This is a genomic window from Streptomyces sp. NPDC047974 (assembly GCF_040653375.1).
Classification (GTDB): Bacteria; Actinomycetota; Actinomycetes; order Streptomycetales; family Streptomycetaceae; genus Streptomyces.
The window spans coordinates 231,122-246,531 of record NZ_JBEZNU010000010.1 but is presented as its reverse complement, the minus strand read 5'-3'; the positions used below and the strand labels follow the sequence as shown (position 1 = coordinate 246,531).

Annotated in this window: 15 protein-coding genes; 10 read left to right on the top strand and 5 right to left on the bottom strand. The window is 72.5% G+C overall.

The features are described 5' to 3' along the window. Positions 1-77: 77 nt before the first annotated feature. The 3 genes from AB0E19_RS17285 to AB0E19_RS17275 all read right to left on the bottom strand — a co-directional run bounded on the left by AB0E19_RS17285 (position 78) and on the right by AB0E19_RS17275 (position 1,641). Positions 78-755, bottom strand: a complete 678-nt coding sequence (locus tag AB0E19_RS17285; protein ID WP_362180051.1) for a TetR/AcrR family transcriptional regulator — start codon at positions 753-755, stop codon at positions 78-80. Between the two features lie 242 nt (positions 756-997). Next, positions 998-1,291 carry an MTH1187 family thiamine-binding protein gene (locus tag AB0E19_RS17280; RefSeq protein ID WP_360602059.1) on the bottom strand — a complete coding sequence of 98 codons (294 nt, stop codon included), beginning with the start codon at positions 1,289-1,291 and terminating at the stop codon, positions 998-1,000. Beyond that, positions 1,288-1,641, bottom strand: coding sequence for a DUF3817 domain-containing protein (locus AB0E19_RS17275; RefSeq protein WP_362180046.1), 354 nt, complete (start codon positions 1,639-1,641; stop codon positions 1,288-1,290). The genes AB0E19_RS17280 and AB0E19_RS17275 overlap by 4 nt, the downstream gene beginning before the upstream one ends. A 113-nt stretch (positions 1,642-1,754) precedes the next feature. Between AB0E19_RS17275 and AB0E19_RS17270 the strand changes: the two genes are divergently transcribed. The 4 genes from AB0E19_RS17270 to AB0E19_RS17255 all read left to right on the top strand — a co-directional run bounded on the left by AB0E19_RS17270 (position 1,755) and on the right by AB0E19_RS17255 (position 4,426). Continuing rightward, positions 1,755-2,393: an AIM24 family protein gene (locus AB0E19_RS17270; protein ID WP_362180044.1), complete on the top strand. Its 639-nt coding sequence runs from the start codon at positions 1,755-1,757 to the stop codon at positions 2,391-2,393. Then, positions 2,393-3,043 carry an AIM24 family protein gene (locus tag AB0E19_RS17265; RefSeq protein WP_362180041.1) on the top strand — a complete coding sequence of 217 codons (651 nt, stop codon included), beginning with the start codon at positions 2,393-2,395 and terminating at the stop codon, positions 3,041-3,043. The genes AB0E19_RS17270 and AB0E19_RS17265 overlap by 1 nt, the downstream gene beginning before the upstream one ends. Then, positions 3,040-3,825 (top strand): AIM24 family protein, encoded by a 786-nt coding sequence (locus tag AB0E19_RS17260; RefSeq protein WP_362180038.1) that lies wholly within the window; start codon positions 3,040-3,042, stop codon positions 3,823-3,825. The genes AB0E19_RS17265 and AB0E19_RS17260 overlap by 4 nt, the downstream gene beginning before the upstream one ends. Positions 3,826-3,949: 124 nt before the next feature. Beyond that, on the top strand, positions 3,950-4,426 hold the full coding sequence (locus AB0E19_RS17255; protein WP_360602069.1) for a MarR family transcriptional regulator: 477 nt from the start codon (positions 3,950-3,952) through the stop codon (positions 4,424-4,426). 72 nt (positions 4,427-4,498) lie between these two features. On the opposite strand, the gene meaB is transcribed toward AB0E19_RS17255, so the two are convergent. Together meaB and AB0E19_RS17245 are read right to left on the bottom strand one after the other, a co-directional pair. Beyond that, entirely contained in the window at positions 4,499-5,455 is a 957-nt protein-coding gene (gene meaB, locus AB0E19_RS17250; protein ID WP_362180034.1) for a methylmalonyl Co-A mutase-associated GTPase MeaB, read from the bottom strand. Positions 5,456-5,479: 24 nt separating this feature from the next. Then, positions 5,480-6,682, bottom strand: a complete 1,203-nt coding sequence (locus tag AB0E19_RS17245) for an acetyl-CoA C-acetyltransferase (protein ID WP_362180031.1) — start codon at positions 6,680-6,682, stop codon at positions 5,480-5,482. 137 nt (positions 6,683-6,819) lie between these two features. Between AB0E19_RS17245 and mce the strand changes: the two genes are divergently transcribed. The 6 genes from mce to AB0E19_RS17215 form a co-directional block, all read left to right on the top strand. Then, positions 6,820-7,272 carry a methylmalonyl-CoA epimerase gene (gene mce / locus AB0E19_RS17240; RefSeq protein ID WP_362180028.1) on the top strand — a complete coding sequence of 151 codons (453 nt, stop codon included), beginning with the start codon at positions 6,820-6,822 and terminating at the stop codon, positions 7,270-7,272. A gap of 214 nt (positions 7,273-7,486) precedes the next feature. After that, complete coding sequence (scy, locus tag AB0E19_RS17235; RefSeq protein ID WP_362180025.1) at positions 7,487-11,779, top strand: polarized growth protein Scy; 4,293 nt, start codon at positions 7,487-7,489, stop codon at positions 11,777-11,779. A 114-nt stretch (positions 11,780-11,893) separates the two neighbouring features. Next, positions 11,894-12,829, top strand: coding sequence for a cellulose-binding protein (locus AB0E19_RS17230; RefSeq protein ID WP_362180021.1), 936 nt, complete (start codon positions 11,894-11,896; stop codon positions 12,827-12,829). Between the two features lie 107 nt (positions 12,830-12,936). Then, positions 12,937-13,962 (top strand): ATP-binding cassette domain-containing protein, encoded by a 1,026-nt coding sequence (locus AB0E19_RS17225; protein WP_362180018.1) that lies wholly within the window; start codon positions 12,937-12,939, stop codon positions 13,960-13,962. Positions 13,963-13,964: 2 nt separating this feature from the next. After that, the gene (locus AB0E19_RS17220) at positions 13,965-14,744 is read left to right on the top strand and encodes an ABC transporter permease (protein ID WP_362180015.1); all 780 of its coding nucleotides are present in this window, start codon (positions 13,965-13,967) and stop codon (positions 14,742-14,744) included. 250 nt (positions 14,745-14,994) lie between these two features. After that, positions 14,995-15,410: ATP-binding cassette domain-containing protein (locus tag AB0E19_RS17215; RefSeq protein WP_362180012.1), on the top strand; the 416-nt coding region annotated here is incomplete at its 3' end.

Sequence of the window (15,410 nt, the reverse complement as noted above, 5' to 3'; positions counted from 1 at the left end):
TCGTCGATCGGGTCGATATCCCCACGAAAAGGGACACCGTCCGGCGTGTCGACTGGAGTACTCCGAGTGAGGGCGTTCTACCGCCCGCGTCCACCCGATCGACGCAGCGCGTACGTGACCGCCTTCCGCGCCACGGGGTTCAGCTCGTCCACGGCGGCGAGCAGCGCGCCGAGCTGCTCCAGGGCGGTGAGCGCGGCGTCGGCGGCGTCCGGATCGACGCCTTCGTAGAGTTCGAGGCCGATGAAGGAGGCGGCGACGGCGCGGGCGAGGCCGGCCGGGTCGGTGACGCCGTCCAGCGGGGTGCCGGCGAGGACCCGCCGCAGCACGCCCTCGATCTCCTCGGCCCACAGGTCGAGCCCGGCGGCGGTGGCCGGCGCGAGCCGGGGGTGGGTCTGGGCGCCGGCGAGCAGCTGGGCGAGGACGGCGACGTGTCCGGCGTCCCGCTCCTCGACGTGCATCGCCCGCCCGAAGGCGAGCAGTTCGGTGAGGCAGGTGACGGCCCGGAGCCGGTCGCGGTGGCGGGCCACCCGCTGCTCGGCGCCCCGCCGGCAGGCGGCGGCGAGCAGGTCGTCGACGGAGCCGAAGTGATAGAAGACGAGCGCCTGGTTGACCCCGGCGGCGGCGGCGACGGTCCGCGCGGAGGCGCCGGCGATGCCGTGCTCGACGAGCGCCCGCAGGGCCCCATCGAGCAGCTTCTCGCGGGTCTCCCGCCCCTTGCCGTCCCGCGCCCCCCGGGACTTCTCCTCCCCGCTCACACCCGCCCCTCCTCGCCTGCGCGGCGCGCCGCGGGCCCGGTGGCGCTCCCCCGCGGAGACACCGGGCCGGCGGCGGCCGGGAACGGGGATGCCCGGTGGCGTCCCACGGCCACTCCCCCGCTTCGAGCGATCTTGAGCGATCGCTCAAGGAGGACGTTAACCGATGTTGAGCACCCGCTCAAAGTTCCGCCGGGCAGCACAAAGCCCCTGGCCGGGCGGCCAGGGGCTCGGGCGGGGCGGGCTCAGCCGCCGAGGTGGCGCTCCACCGTCTCGACCTTGGCGGTGAGGCCGTCGGTGACACCGGGCCGGATGTCGGCCTTGAGGACGACGGAGACGCGCGGGGCGCGCGCCTCGACGGCCGCGACGGCCCGCTTCACGACGTCCATGACCTCGTCCCACTCCCCCTCGATGGACGTGAACATGGCGTCGGTGCGGTTCGGAAGCCCGGACTCGCGGACGACGCGGACGGCGTCGGCGACGTACTCGCCGACCTCCTCGCCCACGCCGAGCGGGGTGACGGAGAAGGCGACGATCACGCGTTCACCTTGCCCTCGGAGGCCTCGGCGCGGGCGCGGGAGGCGATGACGGCGGCCTCCGCCTCGCGCTTCAGCTTGCGGTCGGCGAAGAAGCCGCCGAAGGGCACGACGGAGAGCAGGAAGTAGACGGCCGCGGTGCCGAGGCTCCACTTGGTGCGGTTCCAGGCGTCCAGCCAGAAGAGCACGTAGAGGACGAAGAGGATGCCGTGGACCGCGCCCATGACCGGGACCGCGTTGAAGTCCGTGGTCCGCTTGAGCACCGAGCAGACCAGCAGGAGCAGGAACGACACGGCCTCGGGCGCGGAGACGAGCCGGAGCCGGTGGAGGGAGGAAGCGGTCTTGATGTCCACGGGGTCACCTTCGGGAAGGGGCGGGCGATCTTGTGAATCGGCGCACAAGCGTCGGTCCATTGTGCACGGCGACTTTGCTGTCTCTTTATCCGGGTCCCCGCTACCTTCGACCGGTGGCTACGTTCCGACTCCAAGGCAGCAAGGTGCTCGCCGTGACGATGACCGGCGACGCCGTCAAGGCGAAGAACGGCTCGATGGTCGCCTACGACGGGCAGATGGCGTTCAAGAAGATGAGCGGCGGCGGGGAGGGCCTGCGCGGCATGGTCACCCGCCGCCTGACGGGGGAACAGATGGAGGTGATGGAGGTCAAGGGCCAGGGGACCTGCTGGTTCGCCGACCGGGCCTCCGAGATCAACCTCGTCCACCTGCACGGCGACAAGCTGTGGGTGGAGGCGAGCAACCTGCTCTGCGCCGACGCCGGGCTGCGCACCGGCACGACCTTCACGGGCATGCGCGGCGGCGCGACCGGCAACGGCCTCTTCACCACCACGGTGGAGGGCACCGGACAGGCCGCGATCGTGTCCGACGGCCCGGCGGTGGTGCTCCGGGTGACCCCGCAGTACCCGCTGTCGGTCGACCCGGGCGCGTACGTCGCCCACCAGGGCAACCTCCAGCAGCACTTCCAGTCGGGTGTGACCTTCCGCACCCTGCTGGGCGAGGGCGGCGGCGAGGCCTTCCAGATCCGCTTCGAGGGCGACGGGCTCGTCTACGTCCAGCCGAGCGAGCGGAACACGATCGGAGGCGACGTCTAGTGCCCTTCCGCGAGATCAACTCGAAGATGATCGAGGCGACCGTCGTCCCCGGGCAGCGCCTCTTCAGCCAGCGCGGCGCCATGCTGGCGTACCGCGGGGACGTCACGTTCACGCCGAACACGGCGGGCGGCCAGGGCGGTCTGATGTCGATGATCGGCCGCCGGGTGGCCGGCGAGGCGACGCCGCTGATGACCGTGGAGGGCAGCGGCACGGTGATGTTCGGGCACGGCGGCCACCACATCCAGGTGATCGCGCTGAGCGGCGACACCCTGTACGTGGAGGCGGACCGGCTGCTCGCCTTCGACGGCACCCTGGAGCAGGGCACCATGTTCATGGGCTCGCAGGGCGGGGTCATGGGCATGGTCCGCGGCCAGGTCACCGGCCAGGGCCTCTTCACCACGACCCTCAAGGGCCACGGTTCGGTGGCGGTCATGGCCCACGGCGGGGTCATCGAGCTGCCTATCACCCCGGGCCGCCCCGTCCACGTCGACCCGCAGGCGTACGTCGCCCACCACGGCGACGTCCGCAACAAGCTCTCGACGGCGCTGGGCTGGCGCGACATGGTGGGCCGCGGCTCGGGCGAGGCCTTCCAGCTGGAGCTGAGCGGCAGCGGTGCGGTGTACGTCCAGGCGTCGGAGGAGAAGCTGTGAGCACCCCTGTCATCCACGATCCACAGACCCTGCCGTCGGACGACAACGTCAATCCGTACACCTTCTGCGTGGAGCTCAAGGGCTCCCAGTGGTTCCTGCAGAAGGGCAAGATGATCGCCTACTACGGGCGGATCGAGTTCAACGGGATCGGGCACGGGCGGCTCGACCGGCTGGTGCGCACGTCCTTCCACTCGCCGCTGCACGCGAGCGACTGGGTGGTGGCCGAGGGCTCGGGGAAGATGCTGCTCGCGGACCGGGCCTTCGACGTGAACTCGTACGACCTGGACGAGGGCAATCTGACGATCCGTTCGGGGAACCTGCTGGCCTACCAGCCGACGCTGGCGCTGAAGCAGTCGATCGTGCCGGGTTTCGTGACGCTGATCGGAACCGGGAAGTTCGTGGCCGCGTCCAACGGTCCGGTGGTCTTCATGGAGCCGCCGCTGCGGGTGGACCCGCAGGCGCTGGTCGGCTGGGCGGACTGCCCGTCCCCCTGTCACCATTACGACCACGCCTACCTGACGGGCGTGATGGGCGGCGTACGCGCCCTGACCGGCATCGGGGGCTCCTCGGGCGAGGAGCACCAGTTCGAGTTCGTCGGCGCGGGCACGGTGCTGCTCCAGTCGACGGAGCTGCTGATGGCGGAGCGGGCGATCGGCGCGCCGCCGGCGCAGGCGGGGGTACCGGGCGGGCGTGGTACGCATGGTTCCGGCCAGGCGGTGCAGGGGGCGGTACCGCGCCTTCCCGGCCAGCTCGGAGACCTGCAGCGGCGCTTCGGGCTGTGAGCGGTAGTCTGCGGAGCGTGACGCCTTCGAACGGCCGCGCGGGGACCGCGGCCGGCCCGGCGGGTGCCGTGCGTCACCCCGCAGATTTCGTCAAGTATTCAACTTCTTAGGTAGAATCCACTCTATGGACACCGAGACGGCCACCCCCTGGCTCACCGACGCCGAGCAGTGCGCGTGGCGCACCTTCCTCGACGTCCAGCGAATGCTGACGCACCAGCTGGAGCGCGACCTCCAGCCCTTCGGCCTGACCATGAACGACTACGAGATCCTCGTCAACCTCTCGGAGTCCGCCGAGCGCCGGCTCCGGATGAGCGACCTCGCCGCCGCCACCCTCCAGTCCAAGAGCCGCCTCTCCCACCAGATCACCCGGATGGAGAACGCCGGCCTGGTCCAGCGGGTCAACTGCGAGTCCGACCGCCGCGGCCTCTACGCGGTGCTCACCGACGAGGGCATGGAGACCATGCGCAAGGTCGCCCCGCACCACGTGGAGTCGGTCCGCGACCACTTCATCGACCGGCTCTCCCCCGAGGCGCTCGGCGACCTCCACGAGTCGCTCAAGCCGATCGCCGAGCGGCTGCGCGGCAAGCGCGGCAAGCCGTGACCTGACGGATGCACGGAGAAGGGCCTCCCCGTCCGGGGAGGCCCTTCTCCGTCGTTCCGGTCGTTCCGGCGCTCAGTTGCCGGTCAGGCTCGCCAGGAGCTCGTCGGAGGCCGCGTACGGGTCGAGCGCGCCGGTCGCGATCCGCTCGGCCAGCGCGTCGAGCCGCCGGTCCCCGTGCAGGTCGCCGATCCGCTCGCGCAGCGCCGTGATGGTGATGGTCTCCACCTCGCGGGCCGCCCGGGCCTTGCGGCGCTCCGCCAGGACCCCGTGCTCCTCCATCCAGGCCCGGTGCTTCTCCAGGGCCTCGACGACCTCGTCCACGCCCTCGCCGCGCGCCGCGACCGTCTTCACGATCGGCGGCCGCCAGTCACCGGGGCCCCGGGCCTCGCCGAGGCCCAGCATGTGGTTGAGCTCGCGGGCGGTGGCGTCGGCGCCGTCCCGGTCGGCCTTGTTGACCACGTACACGTCGCCGATCTCCAGGATGCCCGCCTTCGCGGCCTGGATGCCGTCGCCCATGCCCGGAGCGAGCAGCACCATCGAGGTGTCCGCCTGCCCGGCGATCTCCACCTCGGACTGGCCGACGCCGACGGTCTCCACCAGGATCACCTCGCAGCCGGCCGCGTCGAGGACCCGGATGGCCTGCGGGGCGGCCCAGGCGAGGCCGCCCAGGTGGCCGCGGGTGGCCATCGAGCGGATGTAGACGCCCGGGTCGGAGGCGTGCTCCGACATCCGGACCCGGTCACCGAGGAGCGCGCCGCCGCTGAACGGCGAGGACGGGTCGACCGCGAGCACACCGACCCGCTTCCCGGCCTTGCGGTACGCGGTCACCAGCGCCGAGGTCGACGTGGACTTGCCGACGCCGGGCGAGCCGGTCAGACCCACCACGTAGGCGTTGCCGGTGAGCGGGGCCAGCGCCGCCATCACCTCGCGCAGCTGCGGGGACGCCCCCTCCACGAGCGAGATCAGCCGGGCCACGGCCCGCGGCCTGCCCTCCCGTGCCTGGGCGACCAGTGCGGGGACGTCCACCATGCTGCCTTCTCCTGTCGGAAGTGCTTACTTGCCGGCCACGCGGATGATCAGCGCGTCGCCCTGGCCGCCGCCGCCGCAGAGCGCGGCCGCGCCGACGCCGCCGCCGCGCCGCTTGAGCTCCAGGGCGAGGTGGAGCACCACACGGGCGCCGGACATGCCGATCGGGTGGCCGAGCGCGATGGCGCCGCCGTTGACGTTCACCTTTTCCGGGGACACGCCGAGGTCCTTCATGGACTGTACGGCGACCGCGGCGAAGGCCTCGTTGATCTCGATCAGGTCGAGGTCGTCGACGGTCAGGCCGTCCTTCTCCAGGGCGTGCCGGATGGCGTTGGACGGCTGCGACTGGAGCGAGTTGTCGGGGCCGGCCACGTTGCCGTGGGCGCCGATCTCGGCGATCCACTCCAGGCCGAGCTCCTCCGCCTTGGCCTTGCTCATCACGACCACGGCGGCGGCGCCGTCGGAGATCTGCGAGGAGGTGCCGGCGGTGATGGTGCCGTCCTTGGTGAAGGCGGGGCGGAGCTTGCCGAGGGACTCGACGGTCGTCTCGGCGCGGACGCCCTCGTCCTTCGAGAAGACGACCGGCTCGCCCTTGCGCTGCGGGATCTCGACCGGGGTGATCTCGGCCTCGAAGACGCCGTTCTTCTGCGCGGCGGCGGCGCGCTGGTGCGACAGCGCGGCGATCTCGTCCTGGGAGGCGCGGTCGATGCCGAGGCGGGTGTTGTGCTTCTCGGTGGACTCGCCCATGGCGATGTTCTCGAAGGCGTCGGTGAGGCCGTCGTACGCCATCGCGTCGAGCATCTCGATCGCGCCGTACTTGAAGCCCTCGCGGGACTTCGGCAGCAGGTGCGGGGCGTTGGTCATGGACTCCTGGCCGCCGGCCACGACGATGTCGAACTCACCGGCGCGGATCAGCTGGTCGGCGAGCGCGATGGCGTCCAGGCCCGACAGACACACCTTGTTGATGGTGAGGGCGGGGACGTTCATCGGGATGCCGGCCTTGACGGCGGCCTGGCGGGCGGGGATCTGACCGGCGCCGGCCTGCAGCACCTGGCCCATGATCACGTACTGCACCTGGTCGCCGCCGATGCCGGCCCGGTCCAGGGCCGCCTTGATGGCGAAGCCGCCGAGGTCGGCACCGGAGAAGGACTTGAGCGAGCCGAGCAGACGACCCATGGGCGTGCGGGCGCCCGCGACGATCACTGAGGTGGTACCGGTCGTTCCAGACATGAGGCACAGCCCCTTGGGATGAGGAGTGAACGAGGGTTTACCGCCAATGTACTGAGCGGTGCGGCGCGCGGTCACCGGCCTGCCGGTGTGACGGCGCGCACGTTGCGTAACCACCCCCGCCAGGGTGGACTGGAGCCATGCTGACGCGTATCGACCACATCGGGATCGCCTGCTTCGACCTGGACAAGACCGTCGAGTTCTACCGTGCCACGTACGGCTTCGAGGTCTACCACTCGGAGGTCAACGAGGAGCAGGGCGTCCGCGAGGCCATGCTGCGGATCAACGCCACGGACGACGGCGGCGCCTCCTACCTCCAGCTCCTGGAGCCCACCCGCGAGGACTCGGCGGTCGGCAAGTGGCTGGCCAAGAACGGCGAGGGCGTCCACCACATCGCCTTCGGCACCGCGGACGTCGACGGGGACGCCGAGGCCATCCGCGGCAAGGGCGTCCGGGTCCTCTACGACGAGCCCCGGACCGGCTCCATGGGCTCCCGGATCACCTTCCTCCACCCCAAGGACTGCCACGGCGTCCTGACCGAACTCGTCACCTCCGCGCCCCCTTCCACCGACCACTCCTCAGCGGAGCACTGACCTCCGTATTCCCGGCCCGGTAGAGTGGGCGGCTCCGGGCCGGGGCCGGTCGGGGCCGCTTCGCGCGGCGCCGTAGTCGGGATGTCGGGGTCGTCCGATCTGCCACGATTCCCCGGGGGGCCGTTCTGTCGGGTGAACGGTGCTCGTCGGAACGTCGCGACCAGGGGTCGGGGTCTCCCCCGCTCGCAGGGCTCGGGGAAGGATGGACCGCGCGGTGCGGGGCTACGAACGGCAGGAGAGCCACCGGGCTGAGGACGACCATCTCTCGCGGTTCGAAGCCGAGATGGACCGGCTGAAGAAGGAGCGAGAGAAGGCCGTCCAGCACGCCGAGGACCTGGGGTACCAGGTCGAGGTGCTGCGTGCCAAGCTCCACGAGGCGCGGCGGACCATCGCGTCCCGTCCCGCCTACGACAGCGCGGACATCGGGTACCAGGCCGAGCAGTTGCTGCGCAACGCGCAGGCGCAGGCCGAGCAGCTCCGCCAGGACGCCGAGCGGGAGCTGCGCGAGGCCCGGGCGCAGACCCAGCGGATCCTCCAGGAGCACGCCGAGCACCAGGCCCGGCTCCAGGCCGAGCTCCACAACGAGGCCGTGCAGCGCCGCCAGCAGCTCGACCAGGAGCTGAACGAGCGCCGCCAGACCGTCGAGGCCCACGTCAACGAGAACGTGGCCTGGGCCGAGCAGCTGCGCGCCCGCACCGAGTCCCAGGCCCGCCGGCTGATGGACGAGGCCCGCGCCGAGGCCGAGCAGTCGATCACCGCAGCCCGGGCCGAGGCCACCCGCCTCTCCGAGGAGACCGGCCGCCGCGTCGGCGCCGAGGCGGAGGCCGCCCGCGCCGAGGCCGAAGCGATTCTGCTGCGCGCCCGCAAGGACGCCGAGCGGCTGATGACGGCCGCCTCCACCCAGGCCCAGGAGGCCACCGGCCACGCCGAGCAGCTGCGCACCTCCGCCGTCGCCGAGACCGACCAGGCCCGCCGCCAGGCCACCGAGCTGACCCGCGCCGCCGAGCAGCGGATGCAGGAGGCCGAGGAGAAGCTGCGGCAGGCCCGCGCCGAGGCCGACAAGGCCCTCGCGGAGGCCAAGGAGTCCGCCTCCAAGACGCTGGCCTCCGCCGACTCCGTCAACGAGCAGCGCACCCGTACCGCCAAGTCGGAGATCGCCCGCCTCGTCGGCGAGGCCACCGAGAAGGCCGAGCAGCTCAAGGCCGAGGCCGAGGAGAAGCTCCGCGAGGCCACCGCCCACACCGAGAAGGTCTTCGCCGAGGCCACCGAGAAGGCCCGCGCCAGCGCCGCCGAGGACTCGGCCGCCGCGCTCGCCAAGGCCGCCCGGGGCGCCGAGGAGATCCTCAGCAAGGCCTCGGAGGACGCCGCCGAGACCACCCGCAAGGCCTCCGAGGAGGCCGAGCGGATCCGCCGCGAGGCCGAGACCGAGGCCGACCGGCTGCGCTCGCGCGCCGAGGAGCAGGCCGACGAGCTGCTCGGCTCGGCGAAGGACGACACCAAGGAGTACCGGGCCAAGACGGTCGAGCTCCAGGAGGAGGCCCGGCGGCTGCGCGGCGAGGCCGAGCAGCTGCGCGCCGAGGCGATCGCCGAGGGCGAGCGGATCCGCGGCGAGGCCCGCCGCGAGGCCGTCCAGCAGATCGAGGAGGCGGCGAAGACCGCCGAGGAGCTGCTGGCCAAGGCGAAGGCCGACGCCGACGAGCTGCGCTCCAGCGCCGGCGCGGAGAGCGAGAAGGTCCGGTCGGAGGCGATGGAGCGCGCCCAGACGCTCCGCACCCAGGCCGAGGAGACCCTGGAGCGGACCCGCGCGGAGGCCGAGCGGCTGCGCGCCGAGTCCGAGGAGCAGGCCGAGGCGGTACGGGAGTCCGCCGAGAAGGCCTCCGCCGAGCTGCGCGCGGAGGCCGAGCGGGCCGCCGAGGCGCGCCGCGCCGAGGCCGCCGAGGAGCTGACCCGGCTGCACACCGACGCCGAGGCGAAGGTCGCGGCGGCCGGGCGGGAGCTGACCGACGCCCGGGCCGAGGGCGAGCGGATCCGGCGGGAGGCCGCCGAGGAGACCGAGCGGCTGCGCGCGGAGGGCGCCGAGCGGATCCGGAGCCTGTCGGAGCAGGCCGAGCAGGAGGCCGAGCGGCTGCGGTCGGAGGCCTCGGCGGACGCGTCGGCGGCCCGTGCCGAGGCCGAGGCGACCGCGCAGCGGCTGACCTCCGAGGCGGAGAGCGAGGCCGAGCGGCTGCGCTCCGAGGCGCAGGAGACGGCCGACCGGGTGCGGGCGGAGGCCGCGGCCGCCGCCGAGCGGGTGGCCGCCGAGGCCGCCGAGGCGCTGGCCGCCGCGCAGGAGGAGGCCGTCCGGCGCCGCCGGGAGGCCGAGGAGACGCTGGAGTCGGCCCGTTCCGAGGCCGGCCGGGAGCGCGAGCACGCCCGCGAGCAGTCCGAGGAGCTCCTGGCCGCCGCCCGCAAGCGGGTGGAGGACGCGCAGGCCGAGGCACAGCGCCTGGTCGAGGAGGCGGACGCGCGGGCGACCGAGATGGTCGGCGCCGCCTCGCAGACCGCGCAGGAGGTCCGCGACTCGGTCGCCGGGCTGCGCGAGCAGGCCGAGGAGGAGATCGCCGGGCTGCGCTCGGCCGCGGAGCACGCGGCGGAGCGGACCCGGACCGAGGCGCAGGAGGAGGCGGACCGGGTCCGCGCCGACGCGCACGAGGAGCGGGAGCGGGCCTCTGAGGACGCGGCCCGCACGCGGGCGCGGGCCCAGGAGGAGTCCGAGGCGGCGAAGGCGCTGGCCGAGCGGACCGTCGGGGACGCGATCGCGGAGGCGGAGAAGCTCCGTACGGACACCGCCGAGTACGCCCAGCGCATGCGCACCGAGGCGACGGACGCGCTGGCCTCGGCCGAGCAGGACGCGGCCCGCACCCGGGCCGACGCCCGGGACGACGCCAACCGGATCCGTTCGGAGGCGGCCGAGAAGGCCGAGGGCGTGGTCGGCGAGGCGACGGCCGAGGCGGGCCGGATCGGCGCCGAGGCCGAGCGGGTCCTGGACGAGGCCCGTCAGGCGGCGGACAAGCGCCGCCAGGACGCCGCCGAACAGGCCGACACCCTCATCGGCGAAGCCACCACCGAAGCCGAACGCATCACCACCGAAGCCACCCAGGTCCTCGACGACGCCCGACAGGCCGCCGACAAGCGCCGCCAGGACGCCGCCGAACAGGCCGACGCCCTCATCGGCGAGGCGACGGCCGAGGCGGAGCGGATCGCGGCGGAGTCGGCCGAGCTGCGGGAGACCACCGAGCGGGACGCGACGCGGCTGCGGAGCGAGGCCGAGCAGGTCAAGACGGACGGCGAGGCGCACGCCCAGGCGCTGCGGACGGCGGCCCTGGCCGACGCCGAGCAGATCCTGGACGAGGCCCGGCAGGCCGCCGACAAGCGCCGCCAGGACGCGGCCGAGCAGGCCGACGCGCTGGTCGGCGAGGCGACGGCGGAGGCGGGCCGGATCACCGACGAGGCCGGCGAGCTGGCCGACTCGGTGACCGCCGACGCCCGGGCCGAGGCCGAGCGGACGATCGCGGACGCGGCCGGCGAGGCCGAGCGGCTGCGGACGGACGGCGCCACGGCGCTGGAGTCGGCCCGTCAGGACGCCGAGCGGATCCGTACGGAGTCGGCGCGGGTCAAGGAGGACGCCGAGGCGGCCGCCGAGCAGATGCGCTCGGAGGCCCGCGCGGAGGCCGACCGGACGCTGGACGAGGCCCGCGAGGCCGGCGCGAGGAAGCGCGCGGACGCGGCCGAGCAGGCCGACCAGCTGATCGCCAAGGCCCAGGAGGAGGCGCTGCGCGCCACCGCCGAGGCCGAGACCCAGGCCGACACCATGGTCGGCGCCGCCCGCAAGGAGGCGGACCGGATCGTCGCCGAGGCGACGGTCGAGGGCAACGCTCTGGTGGAGAAGGCACGGACCGACGCGGACGAACTCCTGGTCGGGGCCCGGCAGGACGCGACCGCCATAAGGGAGCGGGCCGAGGAGCTGCGGGGCCGGATCGAGGGCGAGATCGAGGAGCTGCACGAGCGGGCCCGGCGCGAGTCCGCCGAGCAGATGAAGACGGCCGGCGAGCGGGTCGACAAGCTGGTGAAGGCCGCGGAGGAGCAGCGGGCCGAGGCGGAGGAGAAGGCCAAGGAGATGGTCTCGGAGGCGAGTTCGGAGGCGAGCAAGGTCCGGATCGCGGCCGTGCGGAAGGCCGACACGCTGCTGAAGGAGGCCGAGCAGAAGAAGAGTTCGCTGGTGGCGGAGGCCGAGCGGATCAAGGCGGAGGCGGAGGCCGAGGCGGACCGGCTGGTCCAGGAGGGCCGGCGCGAGCTGGAGGTCCTGACCCGGCGTCGTACCGACATCAATGCCGAGATCTCCCGTGTCCAGGACGTTCTCGAGGCGTTGGAGTCTTTCGAGACTCCGTCCGCGGGGACGAAGGACGGACTCAAGGCGGGCGCTTCCTCGGGTTCCACTCGTTCGAGTGGCAAGTCCCAGGACGGCTAGCCACTCAAAAGGCTGGACATTCTCCAGATCAAACGGGCATACGCTCGATGACACGCCGCTTCGGCCCCTAGGATTCCCTCTAACACCTCACCGGTCTCATTCGACAGGAACCCCATGAGCGACACATCCTCCCCCTTCGGCTTCGAGCTCGTGCGGCGTGGTTACGACCGCGGTCAGGTGGACGACCGCATTACCAAGCTGGTCGCCGACCGTGACAGTGCTCTGGCCCGGATCACCTCCCTGGAGAAGCGCATCGAGGAGCTCCACCTCGAAACGCAGAACGCCCAGGCGCAGGTGAGCGACGCGGAGCCGTCGTACGCCGGTCTCGGCGCGCGTGTCGAGAAGATCCTCCGTCTCGCCGAGGAGGAGGCGAAGGACCTGCGCGAGGAGGCCCGTCGCGCCGCCGAGCAGCACCGCGAGCTGGCCGAGTCGGCCGCCCAGCAGGTGCGCAACGACGCGGAGTCCTTCGCCGCCGAGCGCAAGTCGAAGGCCGAGGACGAGGGCGTCCGGATCGTCGAGAAGGCGCAGGGCGAGGCGAACTCGCTGCGGGCGGAGGCGCAGAAGGACGCGCAGTCGAAGCGCGAGGAGGCGGACGCCCTCTTCGAGGAGACCCGTGCCAAGGCCGCCCAGGCCGCCGCGGACTTCGAGACCAACCTGGCGAAGCGCCGCGAGCAGTCCGAGCGCGACCTGGCCTCCCGTCAGGCCAAGGCCGAGAAGCGCCTGGCCGAGATCGAGCACCGCGCCGAGCAGCTCCGCCTGGAGGCCGAGAAGCTCCGTACGGACGCCGAGCGCCGGGCCCGCCAGACGGTGGAGACCGCGCAGCGCCAGGCCGAGGACATCGTGGCCGACGCGAACGCCAAGGCCGACCGGATCCGTTCGGAATCGGAGCGCGAGCTGGCGGCGCTCACCAACCGCCGCGACTCCATCAACGCGCAGCTGACCAACGTCCGCGAGATGCTGGCGACGCTGACCGGTGCCGCGGTGGCCGCCGCCGGCTCCCCGCTGGACGAGGACCGCTCCGCGGGCGTTCCGGCCCAGCAGACCCGCTGAGGCACCGGCAGACCCGCCGAGGCCGGGCGCGACGCCCCGCACGACCCCGTGGAAACCCCCCGTCACTCCGGTGGCGGGGGGTTTCGCGCGCCTTTAGCTTGGTACGCATGATCGAGCTAGAGGGGCTGACGAAGCGGTACGGGACGAAGACGGCGGTCGATCATCTCTCCTTCCAGGTCCGGCCGGGCATGATCACCGGCTTCCTGGGGCCCAACGGGGCGGGGAAGTCGACGACGATGCGGATGATGCTCGATCTGGACAACCCGACGAGCGGGACGGTGCGGATCGACGGGCGGCACTACCGGGAGCTGGACGAGCCGCTCAAGTACATCGGGGCGCTGCTCGACGCCAAGGCGATGCACGGCGGCCGCTCGGCCTACAACAACCTGCTCTGTCTGGCGCAGTCGAACCGGATCCCCGAGCAGCGGGTGGGCGAGGTGCTCGACCTGGTGGGTCTGACGGCGGTGGCCCGGAAGAAGTCGAAGGGTTTCTCGCTCGGGATGGGCCAGCGGCTCGGGATCGCGTCGGCGCTGCTCGGCGATCCCGAGATCCTCATGTTCGACGAACCCGTCAATGGTCTGGACCCCGAGGGAATTCACTGGATCCGCAATCTGATGAAGTCCCTCGCGGGCGAGGGAAGAACGATCTTCGTTTCCAGCCATCTCATGAGTGAAATGGCGCTGACGGCGGATCATCTGATCGTGATCGGCCAGGGAAAGCTGCTGGCCGACACGTCGATGGCGGATTTCATCCAGCAGAATTCGCGGAGTTTCGTCCGGCTGCGTTCTCCGCAGCAGGAACGGCTGCGGGACGTGCTCCACGAGGCGGGTCTCGTGGTGATCGAGGCCGGGAACGGCACTTTGGAAGTCGACGGGGCCTCGACCGAGAAGCTGGGCGAGCTGGCGGCGGCGCACCGGCTGACGCTGCACGAGCTGAGCGCCCAGCGCGCCTCCCTGGAGGAGGCCTTCATGCAGATGACGGCGGGCGCGGTGGAGTACCACGCGCACGGCACCGACGTGCACGGCGGCGGCGAGCCGGCCGCGCCCGGCCCCGCGTGGGGCGCGGACTCCGGCTGGGGTCCCGCGCGGAACGCGGAGGCGGGCCGGAGCGACCAGAGCGGCGAGGGGGTCTGAGCATGGCGGCGGTACCCGCGGTCCTCCAGTCCGAGTGGACCAAGATCCGGACCGTCTCGTCGACGATCTGGACGCTGGCGTCCGCGCTGATCGTCACCGTGGCGATGAGCGCCGCGCTCTCCGCGGTCCTGAACTCGACCTTCGACGACCTGTCCGAGCTGGAGCGGGCGACCTTCGACCCGACCTTCGTCAGCTTCTCCGGGATGGTCCTCGGCCAGCTGGCGATGGTGGTCTTCGGGGTGCTGGTGGTGGGGACCGAGTACTCCTCGGGCATGATCCGCACCTCGCTGGCGGCCGTCCCGCAGCGGGCCACCTTCCTCTTCTCCAAGATCGCGGTGGCCGGGGTGCTCGCCCTGGTCGTCGGCCTGGTGACGAGCTTCCTGTCGTTCTTCCTCGGCCAGGCGCTGCTCGGCGAGCACCGGACGACGATCGGCGCGGACAACGTGCTGCGCGCCGTGGTCGGCGGCGGGATCTACATGGGCCTGATCGCGGTCTTCTCGATGGGCGTGGCGGCGATGCTCCGCTCCTCGATGCTGTCGCTCGGCATCCTGGTGCCCTTCTTCTTCCTGATCTCCCAGATCCTGTCGGCGGTGCCGAAGGCGAAGGAGGTCGCGAAGTACTTCCCGGACCAGGCGGGCTCCAAGATCATGCAGGTGGTGCCGGACGCGCTGGGCTCGGAGAAGGCGCCGTACGGGCCGTGGGGCGGGCTCGGGATCATGCTGCTCTGGGTGGCGGCGTCGCTGCTCGGCGGCTACCTGGTGCTGAAGCGGCGGGACGCCTGAGGGCGGACGCGCGGCCCTGGGGACGGAGCTCCGCCGCGACCCCGGGGCGGAGCCCGGCCCCCGGGGGTCCGCCCCCGGGCCCCCTCGGGGGCGTCCCGGATTTCTCCCCGAGGTTTCGCTTCGGTCTCGAATCACGGGCGCGGGAACCGTCAACGGCTCGATAAGCTCCTGACTCGTACGGGGGCCGCGCGGCCGCGCGCGCCGTCCTGCCCCCGATCGCACATCACCGAGCCGTCGATGGGGCTGGAGAATGATCGAGGCAGTCGGCCTGACCAAGCGCTACGGCGCGAAGACGGCCGTGTACAACCTTTCCTTCCAGGTGAGGCCGGGCGTCGTCACCGGCTTCCTGGGTCCGAACGGCTCCGGCAAGTCGACCACCATGCGCATGATCCTCGGCCTGGACACCCCCACGGCCGGGCACGTGACGATCGGCGGCCACCCCTTCCGGCGGCTGCCGAACGCTCCCCGGCAGGTCGGCGCGCTCCTCGACGCCAAGGCCGTGCACGGCGGCCGCAGCGCCCGCAACCACCTCCTGTCGCTGGCCCAGCTGGCCGGCATCCCGGCCCGCCGGGTGGACGAGGTGCTGGGCGTGGTGGGCCTCCAGGAGGTGGCGAAGCGGCGCTCCAAGGGCTTCTCGCTCGGCATGGGCCAGCGGCTCGGCATCGC